15 protein-coding genes and 1 tRNA gene are annotated in these 15,888 nt (G+C 62.8%); 14 read left to right on the forward strand and 2 right to left on the reverse strand.

Going from position 1 to position 15,888, the window contains the following annotated elements; translation table 11 throughout:
• Positions 1–55: 55 nt before the first annotated feature.
• On the reverse strand, positions 56–265 hold the full coding sequence (locus tag IE053_RS01560) for a cold-shock protein (protein ID WP_189570798.1): 210 nt from the start codon (positions 263–265) through the stop codon (positions 56–58).
• Between the two features lie 528 nt (positions 266–793).
• Positions 794–2,266, reverse strand: a complete 1,473-nt coding sequence (locus IE053_RS01565) for a sigma-54-dependent transcriptional regulator (RefSeq protein ID WP_189570800.1) — start codon at positions 2,264–2,266, stop codon at positions 794–796.
• Positions 2,267–2,465: 199 nt separating this feature from the next.
• Here IE053_RS01565 and IE053_RS01570 point away from each other — a divergent pair, with 199 nt between their 5' ends.
• The 14 genes from IE053_RS01570 (at position 2,466) to IE053_RS01635 (ending at position 15,780) form a co-directional block, all read left to right on the forward strand.
• Entirely contained in the window at positions 2,466–3,563 is a 1,098-nt protein-coding gene (locus IE053_RS01570) for an NAD(P) transhydrogenase subunit alpha (protein WP_189570802.1), read from the forward strand.
• A gap of 51 nt (positions 3,564–3,614) precedes the next feature.
• Positions 3,615–4,091, forward strand: coding sequence for an NAD(P) transhydrogenase subunit alpha part 2 (locus IE053_RS14550; RefSeq protein ID WP_268249037.1), 477 nt, complete (start codon positions 3,615–3,617; stop codon positions 4,089–4,091).
• Between the two features lie 34 nt (positions 4,092–4,125).
• Positions 4,126–5,271 carry an iron-containing alcohol dehydrogenase gene (locus IE053_RS01580; protein ID WP_229786013.1) on the forward strand — a complete coding sequence of 382 codons (1,146 nt, stop codon included), beginning with the start codon at positions 4,126–4,128 and terminating at the stop codon, positions 5,269–5,271.
• Entirely contained in the window at positions 5,271–5,708 is a 438-nt protein-coding gene (locus IE053_RS01585; RefSeq protein ID WP_189570806.1) for an acyl-CoA thioesterase, read from the forward strand. Before IE053_RS01580 ends, IE053_RS01585 begins: the two co-directional genes overlap by 1 nt.
• A gap of 91 nt (positions 5,709–5,799) precedes the next feature.
• The gene (locus tag IE053_RS01590) at positions 5,800–7,215 is read left to right on the forward strand and encodes an NAD(P)(+) transhydrogenase (Re/Si-specific) subunit beta (protein ID WP_189570808.1); all 1,416 of its coding nucleotides are present in this window, start codon (positions 5,800–5,802) and stop codon (positions 7,213–7,215) included.
• Between the two features lie 84 nt (positions 7,216–7,299).
• The gene (locus IE053_RS01595; RefSeq protein ID WP_189570809.1) at positions 7,300–7,536 is read left to right on the forward strand and encodes a hypothetical protein; all 237 of its coding nucleotides are present in this window, start codon (positions 7,300–7,302) and stop codon (positions 7,534–7,536) included.
• Positions 7,537–7,566: 30 nt separating this feature from the next.
• Positions 7,567–8,814, forward strand: a complete 1,248-nt coding sequence (locus IE053_RS01600) for an endonuclease/exonuclease/phosphatase family protein (RefSeq protein ID WP_229786014.1) — start codon at positions 7,567–7,569, stop codon at positions 8,812–8,814.
• Positions 8,815–8,845: 31 nt separating this feature from the next.
• Positions 8,846–9,658 (forward strand): metallophosphoesterase family protein, encoded by an 813-nt coding sequence (locus IE053_RS01605; RefSeq protein ID WP_189570811.1) that lies wholly within the window; start codon positions 8,846–8,848, stop codon positions 9,656–9,658.
• Positions 9,655–10,548, forward strand: a complete 894-nt coding sequence (locus tag IE053_RS01610; protein WP_189570813.1) for a diacylglycerol/lipid kinase family protein — start codon at positions 9,655–9,657, stop codon at positions 10,546–10,548. Before IE053_RS01605 ends, IE053_RS01610 begins: the two co-directional genes overlap by 4 nt.
• A gap of 59 nt (positions 10,549–10,607) precedes the next feature.
• Entirely contained in the window at positions 10,608–11,324 is a 717-nt protein-coding gene (gene gpmA / locus IE053_RS01615) for a 2,3-diphosphoglycerate-dependent phosphoglycerate mutase (protein WP_189570815.1), read from the forward strand.
• Entirely contained in the window at positions 11,324–12,238 is a 915-nt protein-coding gene (locus IE053_RS01620; protein ID WP_189570817.1) for an alpha/beta fold hydrolase, read from the forward strand. The genes gpmA and IE053_RS01620 overlap by 1 nt, the downstream gene beginning before the upstream one ends.
• Positions 12,235–12,513 carry a hypothetical protein gene (locus IE053_RS01625; RefSeq protein ID WP_189570819.1) on the forward strand — a complete coding sequence of 93 codons (279 nt, stop codon included), beginning with the start codon at positions 12,235–12,237 and terminating at the stop codon, positions 12,511–12,513. Before IE053_RS01620 ends, IE053_RS01625 begins: the two co-directional genes overlap by 4 nt.
• A gap of 65 nt (positions 12,514–12,578) precedes the next feature.
• Positions 12,579–12,655 (forward strand) — tRNA-Asp (locus IE053_RS01630).
• Positions 12,656–12,999: 344 nt separating this feature from the next.
• Complete coding sequence (locus IE053_RS01635; protein ID WP_229786142.1) at positions 13,000–15,780, forward strand: beta-helix domain-containing protein; 2,781 nt, start codon at positions 13,000–13,002, stop codon at positions 15,778–15,780.
• Positions 15,781–15,888: the final 108 nt, after the last annotated feature.

Raw genomic sequence — 15,888 nt, forward strand, 5'->3', positions numbered from 1 at the left:
AATAAAAAAGCCCGGCGGAGAGCCGGGCTTCGTGATGGTTCCAAGCCTTCGGGGCTTAGAGGACCTTGAGGTCCACGGCGCTGGTCTTGCCACGGCGCTCATCGGTGTAGAGCTCGTAGGAGACCTTCTGGTCTTCCGCGAGGCCCTGGAGGCCCGAGCGCTGCACTGCGGAGATGTGGACGAAAATGTCCGAACCGCCTTCATCCGGCTGGATGAAGCCATAGCCTTTTTGGTCGTTGAACCATTTCACTTTGCCGACTGCCATACTGGCTCCTTGTCGTTAGATACCGCCCTTTCGGGCCTTGAGCATTCCGGGGGTATCAAGTCGTAGAGCCGTCGGTCTGACGGTAGTCCAAGTCCAAGACCGACCGTATGCAGCCCTAGACGTGAAACGCCAGGGGTTCGCGGTCAAGACCGAAGTTCATCCGTAGGTTGATAAGACCCGCAGGTCCGGCGTCGGGGGCAGGCTGAGACGGCGTAGAATGGCGGACGCTGACAAGGGCTGCGGTGACCGTGTTACAAAAAATTCTTGCAAGACCCGCGACGCTCGGCCCGTGCGACGGAGAAGCGGTGCAGGTGCTGCCGGAGGAGATACAAAGGCGAAGCTGGTGAGATTTTTGAAGGCGATTGCACGACATTGCTTAAGGCAAGGCCGGGAATGCGCCAACGCTTGACGACTGGCAGACCGTGATCACCCAGCCAATGAACATGCAGGTCGTGGAAGACCTGTTGGCCTGTTTTGGCCGTCCGTACCGGGAAGCTTATGGCCGGTGCAAGGTCGCGGACTGAGCGGTCAGCCAGTGCGCTTCACTTCGATGCCCTGCTCCTGGACCTTGCGGTAGAGGGTGGAGCGGCCAATGCCGAGGCGGCGGGCGACTTCGGACATCTGGCCGCGATACATCTCGATGGCGGCGGCGATGAGGTCGCGTTCGATGTTCTGGAGCGAGCGCAGGTGGCCGTCATGGTCGAAGACCTCGATGCCCTCGGGGCCCTGACGCTGGACGCCAGCCGTGGAGGGGCTCGGCATGGGCGCCGCTGCTGCGGCTTCGGTCGGCGGGGGACCTGCGCTGACGCCCGCTTCTTCGAAGGCTGCGGCCATGGTCGGGAAGTCCGCCGCGGTCAGCCACTCACCCTCGGCAAGGACGACGGCGCGATAGATCGTGTTTTCGAGCTGGCGGACATTGCCGGGCCAGTCCTGGGCCACGAGAACGTCCATCACTTCGTGCAGGGCGCCTTTGACATCGCGGCCTTCCTCGGCGTTGTAGCGCTCGATGAAGTGCTGGACGAGGGACGGGATGTCTTCGCGGCGCTGGCGCAGCGGCGGGACCTCCACGGGGAAGACGTTGAGGCGGTAGTAGAGGTCTTCGCGGAAGGTGCCTTCCTTCACGCACTCGGCGAGGTCGCGGTTCGTCGCGGAGATGACCCGGACATCGACCTTCACGGGGCGCTTGGAGCCGACCGGATCGACTTCGCCTTCCTGCAGCGCACGGAGGAGCTTGACCTGCGTGTCGAGGGGCAGCTCGCCGACCTCGTCGAGGAAGAGCGTGCCGCCATTCGCTTCCTGGAACTTGCCGATATGCTTGGCCGTGGCGCCAGTGAAGGCGCCTTTCTCGTGGCCGAAGAGGATCGATTCCACGAGGTTCTCAGGAATCGCACCGCAGTTCACGGTGACGAAGGGCGCGCCGGAGCGCTCTGACGACCCCTGGATGGCGCGGGCGATCATCTCCTTGCCGACACCGCTCTCGCCAGTGATCAGGATGGGGATGGTCGAGGCCGCTGCACGCTCGGCGAGCTTGAGGCATCCGCGGAAAGCGGGGGAGGTCCCGACGACATCGTCGAAGCTCATCTCGCCCTTGCCCTTGCGCTTGAGGCGCGAAACTTCGGTGCGGAGATTCGAGACATTGAGCGCATTGGCGATGCCCACCGTGATGCGCTCGGGCGAGGCCGGCTTCACGAAGAAATCGACTGCGCCTGCCTTCATGGTCTTCACCACGGTGTCGATACCAGCCTTGGCGGTCAGCATGATGACCGGGAGGTCCGGCTTGATCGAGGGAAGCTGCGCCAGCACCTCCATGCCGTCGGTACCGGGCATGACGAGGTCGAGCAGCATCACGTCGACGGAAGCACCGCGATCTGATCGCAGGAGGTCGATGGCCTCCTCGCCGCCCTCGGCCTGCTTCACGAAATAGCCTGCTTTCTCGCAGACCGCCTGCACCAGACGGCGTTGCGTCGGGTCATCGTCAACGATCAGAACGGTCTTCGGCATCGGTGTCTCTCGCAACTCGTGGGGGCATCCCACGCCCCGATCTAACCGTTATGTTGTAAAGATCCGGTTCACCGCGTTTGCAGTTCCGACTGCGTGTGGGACTTGCCTTTCAGCGCGGTGCACCATTTTGCTGTGGGAAAGGACGGGCTCTCTGGTGAAGAGGCCGCCGGTCGTTGCGTGAGAGGAAAGGTGCCGGTCCATGAAGCTAGCTGGTGTGCGAGCCCAAGGAGAAAAGCGCTCCCCTCTGTCGCCGGAGACGGTCAAGAAATTCAGACAGCTAGGTTTTGAGGTCGCCATAGAGCCCGGCCTTGGTAAGGACGCTGGGATCCCCGACGCGGCCTTTGAGGAAGCCGGTGCCACGGTGACGACCGACGCAGCGAGCGGTGCGGATGTGGTGCTCAGCGCCGGGCCTCTCGAGGGTGAGGCGCTGTCAAAACTTGGACGCGGCACCCGGCTGGTCGGCATGCTCGACCCCTATGATGCGAAGGACCGGGTCCATGCCTATGCCAGTGCCGGGATCGACGCCTTCGCGATGGAACTGCTTCCCCGGATCACGCGGGCGCAGTCGATGGACGTCCTGTCGAGCCAGGCAAACCTCGCAGGCTACAAGGCGGTGATCGACGCGGCCGCGAATTACGGCCGGGCCTTCCCAATGATGATGACCGCGGCGGGCACCGTGCCTCCCGCGAAGGTGTTCGTGATGGGCGCGGGCGTTGCGGGACTGCAGGCAATCGCTACGGCGCGACGGCTGGGGGCCGTGGTCTCGGCCACCGACGTGCGCGCGGCGGCCGGCGAACAGGTGGAATCGCTCGGCGGTACCTTCATCTTCGTCAAGGAGGCGATGGAGGAAGGCGAAGGTACGGGCGGCTATGCCAAGGAGCTGACGCCCGAACAGCAGAAAGCCCAGCAGGAGCTGGTCACTGAACATCTCAAGAAGATGGACGTGGTCATCACCACGGCACTGATCCCCGGAAGGCCGGCACCGAAGCTCATCACCGACGACATGCTCAAGGGCATGAAGCCGGGCTCGGTGATCGTCGATCTCGCCACGCCGCGCGGCGGCAATGTGGATGGGGAGGCCGACGGCGTGACCATCCTCCGGCCAAAGAACATTCTCGATGGCCTGGCCGGGGAGGCGTCAAACCTTCTCGCCAAGAACTTCCTCAGTTTCGTGACGCTGATCACCGACAAGGAAGAGAAGCAGATCAAGGTCGACCCTGAAGACGAGATCATCAAAGGCGTCCAGCTGACGCGGGACGGCGAGATCGTTCATGAACGGTTCAAGGGGGAAGGATGACGGCGAAAGCGCGATCACCTCTCTCGGCGGGAGAGGTGGAGTCCGGAGTAGATGATGAGCCAGGAACAAACGCATATTGAGAAAACGGCTGAAGAGCTGGAGATGACCGTCGAGGAGTTGCGGGCTGCGTCCGAGCAGCTGGCGGCGGCCTCGGAGGAGGCGGATGCCGCCGCGGCAAAGGCGGAGAGCCTGCTCGGCACGCTCGACTCCCTCGCCCATGCCGGCGGGCCGAGCGACCTGATCTATCTCGCCGCTATCTTCGCGCTGGCGTGCTTCGTCGGCTATTACGTGGTGTGGTCGGTGACCCCAGCGCTGCACACGCCGCTCATGTCCGTGACCAACGCCGTCTCCTCCGTGGTGATCGTCGGTGCGCTGATCGCGGTCGGCGCGGACATCACCCAGTCGCCTGCAGGCGGGCTCAGCCGATGGCTGGGCGTCATCGCGGTCGCGCTGGCCTCCGTGAACATCTTCGGCGGCTTCCTCGTCACCAACAGGATGCTCGCCATGTACAAGAAGAAAGGGGGATAAGGCGCTCGTGGTCAGCCCGTTCGCCTTTCACACCGTGAAAACCATCCGTTTCGAACCGGGGATTGCATCCCAGATCGCCGACCCGCTCGGCGGTCTCCTCGGTGAGCGGGTGCTGGTGGTCACGGATCCCGGCCTGATCGAGATCGGGCTGCCCGGCCCTGCGCTCAAAAGCCTGCAGGATGCCGGTGCGGAGCTTTCGGTCTTTTACGAGGTGGAATCCGATCCTTCGCTCGGCACGCTGATGAAGGCGGTGGATCTGGCCAAGGAAGACCGCGTGACGGGTGTCCTCGGCTTCGGCGGCGGCTCGTCCATGGATGTGGCGAAGCTCACGGCCCTCCTCGCAGGGTCCGGCGAGGATATCGACGGAGCCTGGGGCGTGGGCAATGCGAAGGGTCCGCGCCTGCCCCTGGCGCTGGTGCCGACAACAGCCGGGACCGGCTCTGAGGTGACGCCCGTGTCGATCATCACGCTGCCCGGCGATGAGAAGCGGGGGGTCAGTTCTCCGCTCCTGATCCCCGATGCAGCCATTCTCGACCCGGACCTGACGCTCGGCTTGCCTCCGCACACGACGGCAGCAACGGGGATCGACGCGATGGTGCACGCGATCGAGGCCTATGCCTCGGCGAGCCCGAACAACAACCCGATGTCGAAATCGATGGCGATCGAGGCGCTCAAGCTCCTCGGGCCGAACATCGAACGTGCGGTGCGCAGCCCCAAGAACCGCGAGGCGAGGGGGGCGATGCTGCTGGGCGCGATGATGGCGGGACAGGCATTCGCCAATGCGCCTGTCGCAGCGGTCCACGCACTGGCCTATCCGATCGGCGGGCGTTTCCATGTCAGCCACGGGCTGTCCAACGCCATCGTCCTGCCCCATGTCCTGCGGTTCAACGCGGCGGGCAGCGAGGAAGCGATGCGCATGTATGCGGAGCTTTCCCGCTATGCCTTCCCGGACCTGCCCGCGACGGACGGGGCGCAAGCGCAATGCGCGGCCTTTATCGAGCGGTTGGCGCACCTTGCCGAGGATCTCGGTCTCGAGACGAAGCTGCGCGACGTGGGGATCGGAAAGGGAGACCTGCCAAAGCTCGCCTCGGACGCGATGCTGCAGACCCGGCTGCTCGTCAACAATCCGCGCAACGTCTCCGAAGCGGATGCGCTGCGCATCTATGAGCAGGCCTTCTGATGGCGGAGAGGAAAGAGCCATCGACGAGGAGCGACTACCGCGCCTTCCGCACCCTGACGACCCGCTGGGCCGACAACGACGTCTACGGCCACATGAACAACGTTGTGCACTATGCGCTCTTCGACACGGCGGTGAACCAGCTGCTGATCGAGGAAGCAGCGCTCGATATCAGGAGCGGCCCTCAGGTGGGCCTCGTGGTCGAGACCCGGTGCAGCTATTTCTCCGAGATGGCATTCCCGGACAAGGTCCATGCCGGGATCAGGACTGACCATGTGGGCAACAGCGCCGTCACCTATGGCATCGGGCTGTTCCGTAATGACGATTTCTCCGCCGCTGCCGAAGGGCAGTTCACCCATGTCTATGTCGACGCGATTTCGCGCAGGCCCAAACCGCTCGCGCCGAAGCTGCGCGCGCTGGTGGAGGGCCTGGCGGCGTGAGGCAAGTGTTTCAACTTTCTCGGCATCCCTTGTGCCGGTCTCTCCCAACGGAGAGAGGAGGGCTGTCCTGTGATCTTACCCGAGGGGTCCTATGAGTACTGACCTGACCGCCATTCTCTATATCATTGCCGGGATCATGTTCATTCTGGCGCTCCGTGGGCTGAGTTCTCCGGCGACTTCGCGGGCCGGCAACCGGAACGGGATGATCGGCATGGCGATCGCCGTGGTGGCGACGCTGTTTTCCGAAAGGTTCCTCGAGGCCGCGAATGTGTCGGCATGGCTCCTCGTGATCGTCGCGGTCGCCGCGGGCGCGATACCCGGAGCGATCATTGCACGGAAGGTGGCGATGACCGCGATGCCGCAGCTTGTTGCGGCGTTCCACGCCATGGTCGGCATGGCCGCTGTGCTGATCGCCTGGGCTGCGTTTCTCTCGCCACGGGCATATGGGATTGGCGAGCCCGGCGCTATCGAGGCACAGGCGATCGTCGAGATGTCCATCGGCGTCTTCGTCGGTGCCGTCACCTTCTCCGGCTCGGTCATCGCGTTCCTGAAGCTGTCGGGCAGGATGTCGGGCAAGCCGATACTCCTGCCTGCGCGGCACCTCATCAACATTGCGCTGGCCGTTGTGTCGGTGATCCTCATCCTGATGCTGTGCCTCGGCGTGCAAAGCCCGACCCTGTTCTTGATCCTGACGGCGATCGCCTTTGCGATGGGCTTCTTGCTCATCATCCCGATCGGTGGCGGCGACATGCCGGTCGTGGTCTCGATGCTGAACTCCTACTCCGGTTGGGCCGCGGCCGGGATCGGCTTTACGCTCCAGAACATGGCGCTGATCATCACCGGAGCGCTGGTCGGCGCTTCGGGCGCGATCCTGTCCTACATCATGTGCAAGGGCATGAATCGGAGCTTCATCTCCGTGATCCTGGGCGGCTTCGGCGGCGAGGATGACGCGGGCGGCGGAGGCGGCGGCGGTGAGGAACGCCCGGTGAAGCAGGGCTCCGCCGAGGACGCAGCCTTCATCATGAAGAATGCCGGCAAGGTCATTATCGTGCCGGGATACGGCATGGCCGTGGCGCAGGCCCAGCACGCCCTTCGCGAGATGTGCGACAAGCTCAAGGAAGAGGGCGTCGAGGTGAAATACGCCATCCACCCCGTGGCGGGCCGGATGCCGGGGCACATGAACGTCCTCCTGGCCGAAGCCAACGTGCCTTATGACGAGGTCTTCGAACTCGAGGATATCAACTCGGAGTTCTCGAGCGCCGATGTGGCCTTTGTCATCGGCGCGAACGACGTGACCAACCCTGCGGCGAAGACGGACAAGTCCTCTCCGATTTACGGCATGCCGATCCTCGACGTGGAGAAAGCCGGAACCGTGCTCTTCGTGAAGCGCGGCATGTCCTCGGGCTATGCCGGGGTGCAGAACGAGCTCTTCTTCCGCGACAACACGATGATGCTGTTCGGCGACGCGAAAAAGATGTGCGAGGAAATCGCCAAGGCCCTCGATTAAGAGCCTATGCGGGGAGAATGGACGCGGGCTCCGGCCTGCGCTATGGCCCCGCGAAGTTTCCACGAATCTGCCTGAGGCCTGTCCATGAGCATTGTGAAGAGCGACACCGACAAGATGCCGGACGACGTGATCGAATCGCGCGCCAAGACCTATGAAGGCCTGATGACCTTCGCCTATGTCTGGGGGCTGCCGATCGTTCTGGCGATCGTCATGTTCCTGACCCTGCTGCTTCGCGATGTCGGTTTCCTGACCTCCCTCATCATTTCCTTCTTCACCTTCCTCGGTGTGATGGCGTTCTCGAAGACATTCTTCGTCCATTAGGCGACGCAGAGAGCGATCCGGAGAACCGGCATGGCGCGCAGACTGCTTCCGCTTTTGCTCCTGGTCCTGATCGCTGCCTGCGGACAGCGAGAGGAGGCGGGGGAGAAAGCGATGCCTTCCCCTGTCAGTGACGAAGCGCCTATCCCCGACGAGGCACCGTCCAATCCCGAGCCGCTACGCATTGCGACTTTCAATGTCTCGCTCTATCGCTCCGAGGGCGGACAGCTTCTCGAGGACCTGCGCGAAGACGCCGATCCCCAGATCGAGGCGGTGCGCGAGGTCATCCGCCGGGTGGACCCGGACATCCTCGTCCTCAACGAGTTCGACCACGACGAGACTGGCGAGGCGCTGGCGCTGTTCGCGCAGCAGCTGGACCTCGGCTACGATCACTGGCTGAGCCTACCGTCGAATACCGGCGTGCCGAGCGGCGTCGACTATGACGGCGATGGCCGGGCCGACCATCCCGAGGGCAGCCGGGAGTACGGCAATGACAGCTTCGGCTACGGCGTTCATCCGGGGCAGTACGCGATAGCGATCCTTTCGCGTTACCCTATCGACAAGGGCGGCGTACGGACATTTCGCGAGCTTCTCTGGAAGGACATGCCGGGGAACCTTCTTCCCACGGAGTTCTACTCCGAAGAGGCGCAGCAGGTTTTCCGGCTCTCGTCCAAGACTCATGCCGACGTGCCGGTCATGGTCGGTGACGAGACCCTGCACATGATCCTCGCCCATCCGACACCGCCGGGTTTTGATGGACCCGAAGACCGGAACGGCCGCCGGAACCATGACGAAATTCGCTTGATCGAGAACTATATAGACGGCGCGGATTGGCTGGTGGATGACGCGGGCAAGGCAGGGGGCCTCGATGCCGGGGCCTATTTCGTCATCGCCGGCGATCTCAATGCAGATCCTGTCGATGGGGACGTGCCCGACGGCATTGAGCCACACGCGATCGTCAGCCTGCTGCAGAACCCGCAGCTGACCGATCCTGAGCCGCGCAGCGCAGGCGGGGTAGAGGCTGCCGAGCGGCAGGGCGGCAACAATCTTCGCCAAAGCGGCGACCCGGCTCTCGATACCGGGGACTTCTCCGACAGCCGTGTCGGGAATCTGCGCATCGACTATGTGCTGCCCTCGAGCAATCTTGACGTGGTGGGCAGCGGCGTCTTCTGGCCCGCCGAGGGCGAGGACGGCTTTGATCTGGTCGGGCCGGGCTTCCCGCCCGTGAGTTCGGACCACCGCATGGTCTGGGTCGACCTGCTGTTCCCGCCGGACGAGTGAGCCGAAGCGCGTTCTCGAGTGTTAGGGTTCCATGACCCGGATCGCGCACCTTTCCGACCTGCATTTCGGTTCGACGGAACCGCGCCAGCTCGACGCATTGGCGCGGATTCTGGTCGCTGACGGTATCGACCACGCGATCGTCACGGGGGACATCACCCAGGCCGGCCGGAAGAAGGAGTTCAGGGAAGCGGCGCATTGGTTTGCCAAGCTTCCAATGCCAGTGATCGCGATCCCCGGAAATCACGACACGCCCGTCCACAATCTCGCGCGCAGGTTTCTCGAGCCTTGGAGCCGGTTCGAGGAAATAGCGGGCTTTCAGCAAGAGCCGATCGTGCGGCACCGTGATTTCGTCTTTGCAGGACTCAACAGCGCCCGCCGGATGCGGCCGGGCCTCGACTGGTCAAAGGGCAAGCTGTCGACGAGACAGCTCGAACAGATCAAGCCTGCTTTTGAGGAAGCGGGGAGGCGCCTGCGCATCTGCGGCTTCCACCACCCTCTGCGCGGCTTTGACGATGGCGGTAGTGCCGGACGGGCAGTTCTTCCAAAGACTGACGATATCCTGTCCGTCCTGACCGACGCGAAGGTCGACGTCGTGATGACCGGGCATGTCCACAAGACGCGGTTGCTTCGGATGGAGCACAATGGCTGGTCATTCGTCCTGAGCCAGGCAGGGACGGCGGTATCGACGAGGCTGCGCGGGGAACCTGCGAGCTACAATGTCCTGACGATCGAGAGTGATCGAGAGATCGATCTTTCCGTTCACAGGTGGAACGAAGAGGGTTTCAGTGCGGAAGGCAGTGTCAGGTTCTTTCGAGATGAAGCCGGCTGGAGAGAGACGCCATGAGCGCTGATTACCTCGTCCTCATCAATTCGAAATCCGGCCGTGCGAGCGCCGAAGGCCCAGAAAACATCGAGCGCGACTTGCGTAGCGTGCTGGACACTCGCGGCTCCACGGAGGTTCTGGTTGCCCCCGTCGAAGAGCTGATGGAGGTGGCGCGACAAAGCGGGAGCAGGGCGCTGGTCACGGTTGGTGGCGACGGCACGATCGCCGGTATCGCAAGCTGCGTCTACGGACGGAAAGATGCGCCGCTCTATATCCCGCTGCCCTATGGCACCGCGAACCTGATCCCGCGGGACCTCGGCATGCCGATGGATCCTGTGGAAGCGCTTCGGCTGTCGATCGATGCCCCGCCACGGAAGATCGACTTCGTCGACGCGCAGGGGAGGGCGCTTCTTCACTCCGCAGGCTTCGGCACATTCGCTGAGATTGCCGAGGCGCGGGAAGCTCTCCGGTCTGCACCGACCTTCGGCGACCGTGTGGGCGCTGCGCTGATGATGTGGGACCAGTTCCTCGAAACTGGCGAGGAGCCCTATCGGATCACCGTGGATGGCAAGCTTGTGGAGATCGAGTCGGCGGCAGTTTTCGTGTCGAATAACCCCATCACGGGCGGTCAGGGCGCCCTGCCGCTCCGCGAACGTCTCGATACCGGCCAGATCGTCGTCTATATCTCGCGCGGTCGTGGGGTTTTCGCTCTCGTCCAGCACGTTATCGAAGCGATGACCGGGCAGTTCGACGAGAGCCCGGAGTTCATCCGCGAGACGGGCCGCGAGGTCGAGATCGAAAGCCGCGGACACGGCCTCCACTATACCATTGACGGCGAGCCGGGGAGCAATCGCGACCGCATCAGGTTCACGATGTATCCGAGCTGCCTCACGGTGCCCGACCTCAGATAGGCGTCTGGCATCCCGCCCGGCTTCCCTGTAATGCAGCGCGAACGACCAAGGAGACCGCCATGCCCCGCACGCTTGCCTTCCTGCGCCACGGCCAGTCGCAGTGGAACCTCGAGAACCGCTTCACCGGCTGGGTCGATGTCGACCTGACGGAGAAAGGCGAGGCCGAGGCGCGAAAGGCCGGGCAGCTCCTCAAGCAGGAAGGGACCGAGTTCGATGGCACCTTCACTTCGGTCCAAACGAGAGCAATCCGTACGCTGAACCTTGCGCTTGAAGAGATGGGCGAGTGCTGGTTGCCGGTCATCAAGAACTGGCGCCTGAACGAGCGGCATTACGGCGCCCTGACCGGGCTGAACAAGCAAGAAACTCGCGAGAAGCATGGCGACGAACAGGTGCACATCTGGCGCCGCAGCTACGACGTGCCGCCGCCGCCGCTCGAAGACAGCTCGGCCTTCCCGTCGCTCAACGACCGACGCTACCGCGGCGTTGATGTTCCGAAGACGGAGAGCCTGAAGCTCTGTCTCGATCGGGTGGAACCCTACTGGAACGAGGCGATCGCGCCGGCGGTCCGCGATGGCCAGAACTGTATCATTGCGGCGCACGGCAATTCCCTTCGCGCGCTGGTGAAGCTGCTCTTCGAGGTCAGCGACCAAGACATCACGTCGGTGGAGATCCCGACGGGCAACCCGCTGCTGATCCAGCTCGACGAGAATCTCAAGCCGACCGCGGCCCGCTATCTCGATCAGGACCGGGCGCAGCCTCTGCCGGGCGGTTTCTGATGACGCCAGCGGCGCCTCCGCTCCCTGACGCGGCGCTGCTCAGGGAGCGGAAGATCGAGGTCCGTCGCCTTGGTCTTCATCTCCGTGTCTGGGGTGATGCGTCGAAGCCGTTGGTCCTTTTGCAACATGGTGGCAAGGACCACGGGCGGAGCTGGGACTGGACGGTCGAGGCCCTGCGCGAGGACTATTGCCTCGCCGTGCCGGACCTTCGTGGCCATGGTGACAGCGACTGGCCGACGGGCGGCGGCTATGAGAGCTTCGACTTCGTTAGCGACATGGCGGCAATCGTGGAGCACCTCGTCTCCGAGGGGCATGACGCGCCGATCCACATCATCGGGCATTCCCTGGGCGGGAATATCGCGCTCAACTATGCCGCGGCCCAGCCCCACCGTGTGCGGAGCGTCATCGCCATCGAAGGGCTCGGCTTCAGCCAGAAGAGCTATGACGAATTGACGGCCAAGCGTGCCTCCGAGCGGATGCGCGAGGGCGTCGAGCGACGGCTCAAGGTAGCGCAGAGAAAGCCGCGGCGGTTCAGGAGTGCAGAAGAGGGGATCAAGCGCCTCGCCAATCTCCACCAGCAGCTCTCCCCTGAGCAAGCGGAGCATCTCGCGCTCCATGCGCTGCGCGAGCACGAGGACGGGTGGAGCTGGAAGCATGACCCGCTCCTGGGTTTCATGCCCATCAGGCCCATGCCACCTTCAGAATACGGACAGTTGTTCGCTGATATCGAGGCGCCGGTGCTCCTGATGTACGGCCGCGAAAGCTGGGCTTCCTCGCCAAAGGACGACGGCAGGCTGGAATATTTCGGTCGCGCCGAACTCATCGAGTTCGATAATGCAGGCCACTGGTTGCATCACGACCGCTTCGAGGATTTCATCAGCCGAGCGAAAAAGTTCCTGAGGAGCCATTCATGACCACATCCGTTCGCGCCGCGAAGGTGAAGCTTGTCGTCGCCATCGCCTTCGATCTGGCTGATTTCGTGATCGGCCGGGTGATAGGCATCGGCACCGGGTTCGACATCGTTCTCACGGCAATCGGCTTTGCGCTGTTCGGTTGGAAGGGCCTTGCCCAGGCATGGGAGGTCGTCGATGTGACTGATCAGATTGACGGTTTTATCCCGACCCTCACACTTCTGGCGCTTGCGGAGCTGCGCGAGGCGAAAAAGCGGGAAGCGCAAAAAACTGCGTAGATCGCGCTTGACGCCCCCGGCTCAGGGTATTATTCCCGCGGCTCCCGACGACATATGTCGGGTTCGCGGGTGTAGCTCAGTTGGTTAGAGTGCCGGCCTGTCACGCCGGAGGTCGCGGGTTCGAGCCCCGTCACTCGCGCCACTTTCCTCTCAGAAGGAAAGTGGGAAGATCAGACTTCTTGCAAATTCCAAAGCCATTTCCAGCCAGCGATAGGTCCGCTGGTTGCGCGGTTTCCTGAACCACACGACGCGAACCCTTGGCGCGGTGGAGCAAGTGAATCGATCCTTACCCGGATCGAAGTTTGTCCGGCAATACTGCCCTGCCGAGATCTGAGGAAGTCGCTTCAGTCGCTGTCATTGTTTTGTCATCGCACATTGGCGGAACTGACATGTTGCGTCGCTAGCTGCGCCGCCATGGGGCGTCGGTGGATGTTTTCAGGATCTCGCCCCGCAAAATTTGGCCGATCAAGAACCTCAGGGGTACCCATGTCTTTTCGCTCTTCCGTCAGCCTCATCGCTCTCGCCCTTCTCGCAGCCTGCACGGCGGGGGAAGATATCGCTTCACCGGGCGCAACAAGCCCAGGCACCGGCGTCGGTGGCGGCGGAACGGGCGGCGGTGGCGGTACGGGTGGCGGCTCCGCCAGCTGCCCCGCAGGATTCGCCGAGGGCACTGGTGTCGGCAACCTGACCGTCTGTGAGATCTCGGGCCAGATCACGTCCAACCTGACATTGCCCTTTGTCGATGGCGTCGCCTACAAGCTCGACGGTCGCGTTGACGTCGGCGTCGATATCGGCGCAGACGGAAATGCCGTCAATGGGGCGCGCGCGACGCTGACGATCGAGCCTGGAGTGACTGTTTTCGGTAGTTCGGGCAGCGACTATCTGGTCGTGAACCGTGGATCGGAAATCGTTGCGGATGGTGCAGTCAGTGCACCGATCATTTTTACCAGCGAAGATGACCTCGTCCGCCAGGCCGACAGCGACCCGACGAATGACGATGGTGGCGATGCTATCGGCGAATGGGGCGGGCTGGTCATTCTGGGCCGGGCCCCGATCAACCGTTGCGCCGGGGCAGGTGCGACGCCGGGTTCGGTCGACTGCGAAAACGTCGTGGAAGGGGTGACCAACCCCGATGCGCTCTATGGTGGTGCGCTCTCGAGCGATCGGAGCGGCAAACTGAAGTACGTGCAGGTTCGGTTCGCCGGCTTTGCGATCAACGCGCAGGGCAACGAGCTTAACGGTATCACTTTCGGCGGGGTCGGAAGCGAGACCGAAGTCGATTTCGTCCAGGTGCACAACAATTCCGACGATGGCGTTGAATTCTTCGGCGGCAATGTGAATGTCAGCCACCTCGTCCTGACGGGCAATGACGATGACTCGATCGACACCGACAACGGCTACCAAGGGAACATTCAGTTCGCTCTGGTCATCCAGAGGGACAGTGGCGGCGACAATATTGTCGAGGCTTCCAGCGTGGCTCCGAATGCGACGCCTGCGTCGGATGCGACGATTGCCAACTTCACCTTCGTCGGTAATCGGACGAATGCCTTCCGTCTGAACACCGGCACGATCGGACAGTACCTGAATGGGGTCGTGGACTACGGACAAGAGTGCTTCCGGTGGCAGGACTCAGCCGGCGACGGAAACGCCTCATACAGCGCCCAGTTCGATCCGGCCTTCAATTCCGTTCTGTTCGACTGCGATGGCGGGGTGGCTACAAGCAATTCCGAAGGGCTCCTGGCGCAAGCCGCGATCGACGCGGACCCGAACAACGTCGTTGGGCCTACCTCGCTGGCGAGCCGTTTCTTCCCCGGCCCGGAAGAGGAAGAAGTGATCCCATTCGACCTTACGACCCTCCCCGGCGTGTTCTTCCAGGATACGGACTATATCGGCGCCTTTGCGCCTAGCGAGACCGAGACCAGCAACTGGGCAGCGGGTTGGACCTTCGCGCTGTTCCCAGACCCGGTGTGCCCTGTCGGGACCACCGATGCCGGGACTGCGATAGATGGGCAGACAGTTTGCGATATTCAGGGCACCATCACTGATCCCCTGCGGCTGACGCGCGGCAACCTCTACAGGCTCAACGGCCGTGTCGATGTCGGTGTGGATGTCGGCGCCGACGGCATGGATCCGAACGGTGACCCGGCGACCCTGACCATCGAGTCGGGCGTGACCGTGTTCGGGAACAGCGGCGCGGACTACCTCGTGGTGAACCGCGGTTCGCAGATTTTCTCGAATGGAACGCAAACCGATCCTGTGATCTTCACGTCGCAGCCGGATCTCCTCAACCCGAACCGTGACGACACGGATAATATCAGCGAATGGGGCGGCATCGTCATCCTGGGCCGTGCACCGATCAACCGTTGTGCCGGTGCGGGGGCAACTCCTGGCAGCGTCAACTGCGAGAACGTCGTTGAAGGCGTCACCAACCCAGACGCGCTCTATGGTGGTGCAGTCGCGGACGATAACAGCGGTTCACTCAGCTATACCCAAGTGAAATTCGCAGGATTTGCGATCAACGCGCAGGGCAACGAACTCAACGGTATCACCTTCGGTGGTGTTGGCAGCGGCACGGAAGTCGACCACATCCAGGTCCACAACAATGCGGATGATGGGGTCGAGTTCTTCGGCGGCAATGTGAATGTCAGCCACCTGGTGCTCACCGGTAATGATGACGACTCGATCGACACCGACAACGGCTACCAAGGCAACATCCAGTTTGCTCTCGTGGTCCAGCGCATGAACGGTGGCGACAATATTGTCGAAGCATCGAGTGTTGCACCGGGCGCGACGTCGGCCTCCGATGCGACGATCGCCAATTTCACTTTCGTCGGTAACCGGTCCAACGCCTTCCGCCTGAACACCGGCACGATTGGCACATATGTGAACGGCGTCGTGGACTACGGCCAGGAGTGTTTCCGCTGGCAGGACTCCGCAGGCAATGGTGTGGCCGGCTATCAGGCCGGTGCCGATCCTGCCTTCCAATCCGTGCTGTTCGACTGTGCTGGCGGGCTGGCAACCTCCAACTCCGACGTCGCCGCGGCCCAGGGTGCCGTGAACGCAGACCCGAACAACACAACAGGGCTAGCGGCCACGCTCAGTGCGACCTTCATCAATGGCGCCAACGAAGCGGGCGTGACGGCCGTCGATCCCGCAAGCCTGGACAGCTTCTTCACGTCCACGGATTATATCGGCGCGGTGCGCGATCTCAATGATCGCTGGTGGGCCGGATGGACCTGCGGCCTCGAAGCGGGAAGCTCCTGCTGATCACGAACAGAGAGGGGAGCTTCGGATCCCCTCTCTATTGATCTCAAAATTCAAATCTAGGTCTGGGCCATGAATTCCAAACATAGTTTCTCCGCTTGGTTGCTAGCG

The organism is Parvularcula lutaonensis (genome assembly GCF_014651915.1).
Taxonomy (GTDB): domain Bacteria; phylum Pseudomonadota; class Alphaproteobacteria; order Caulobacterales; family Parvularculaceae; genus Parvularcula; species Parvularcula lutaonensis.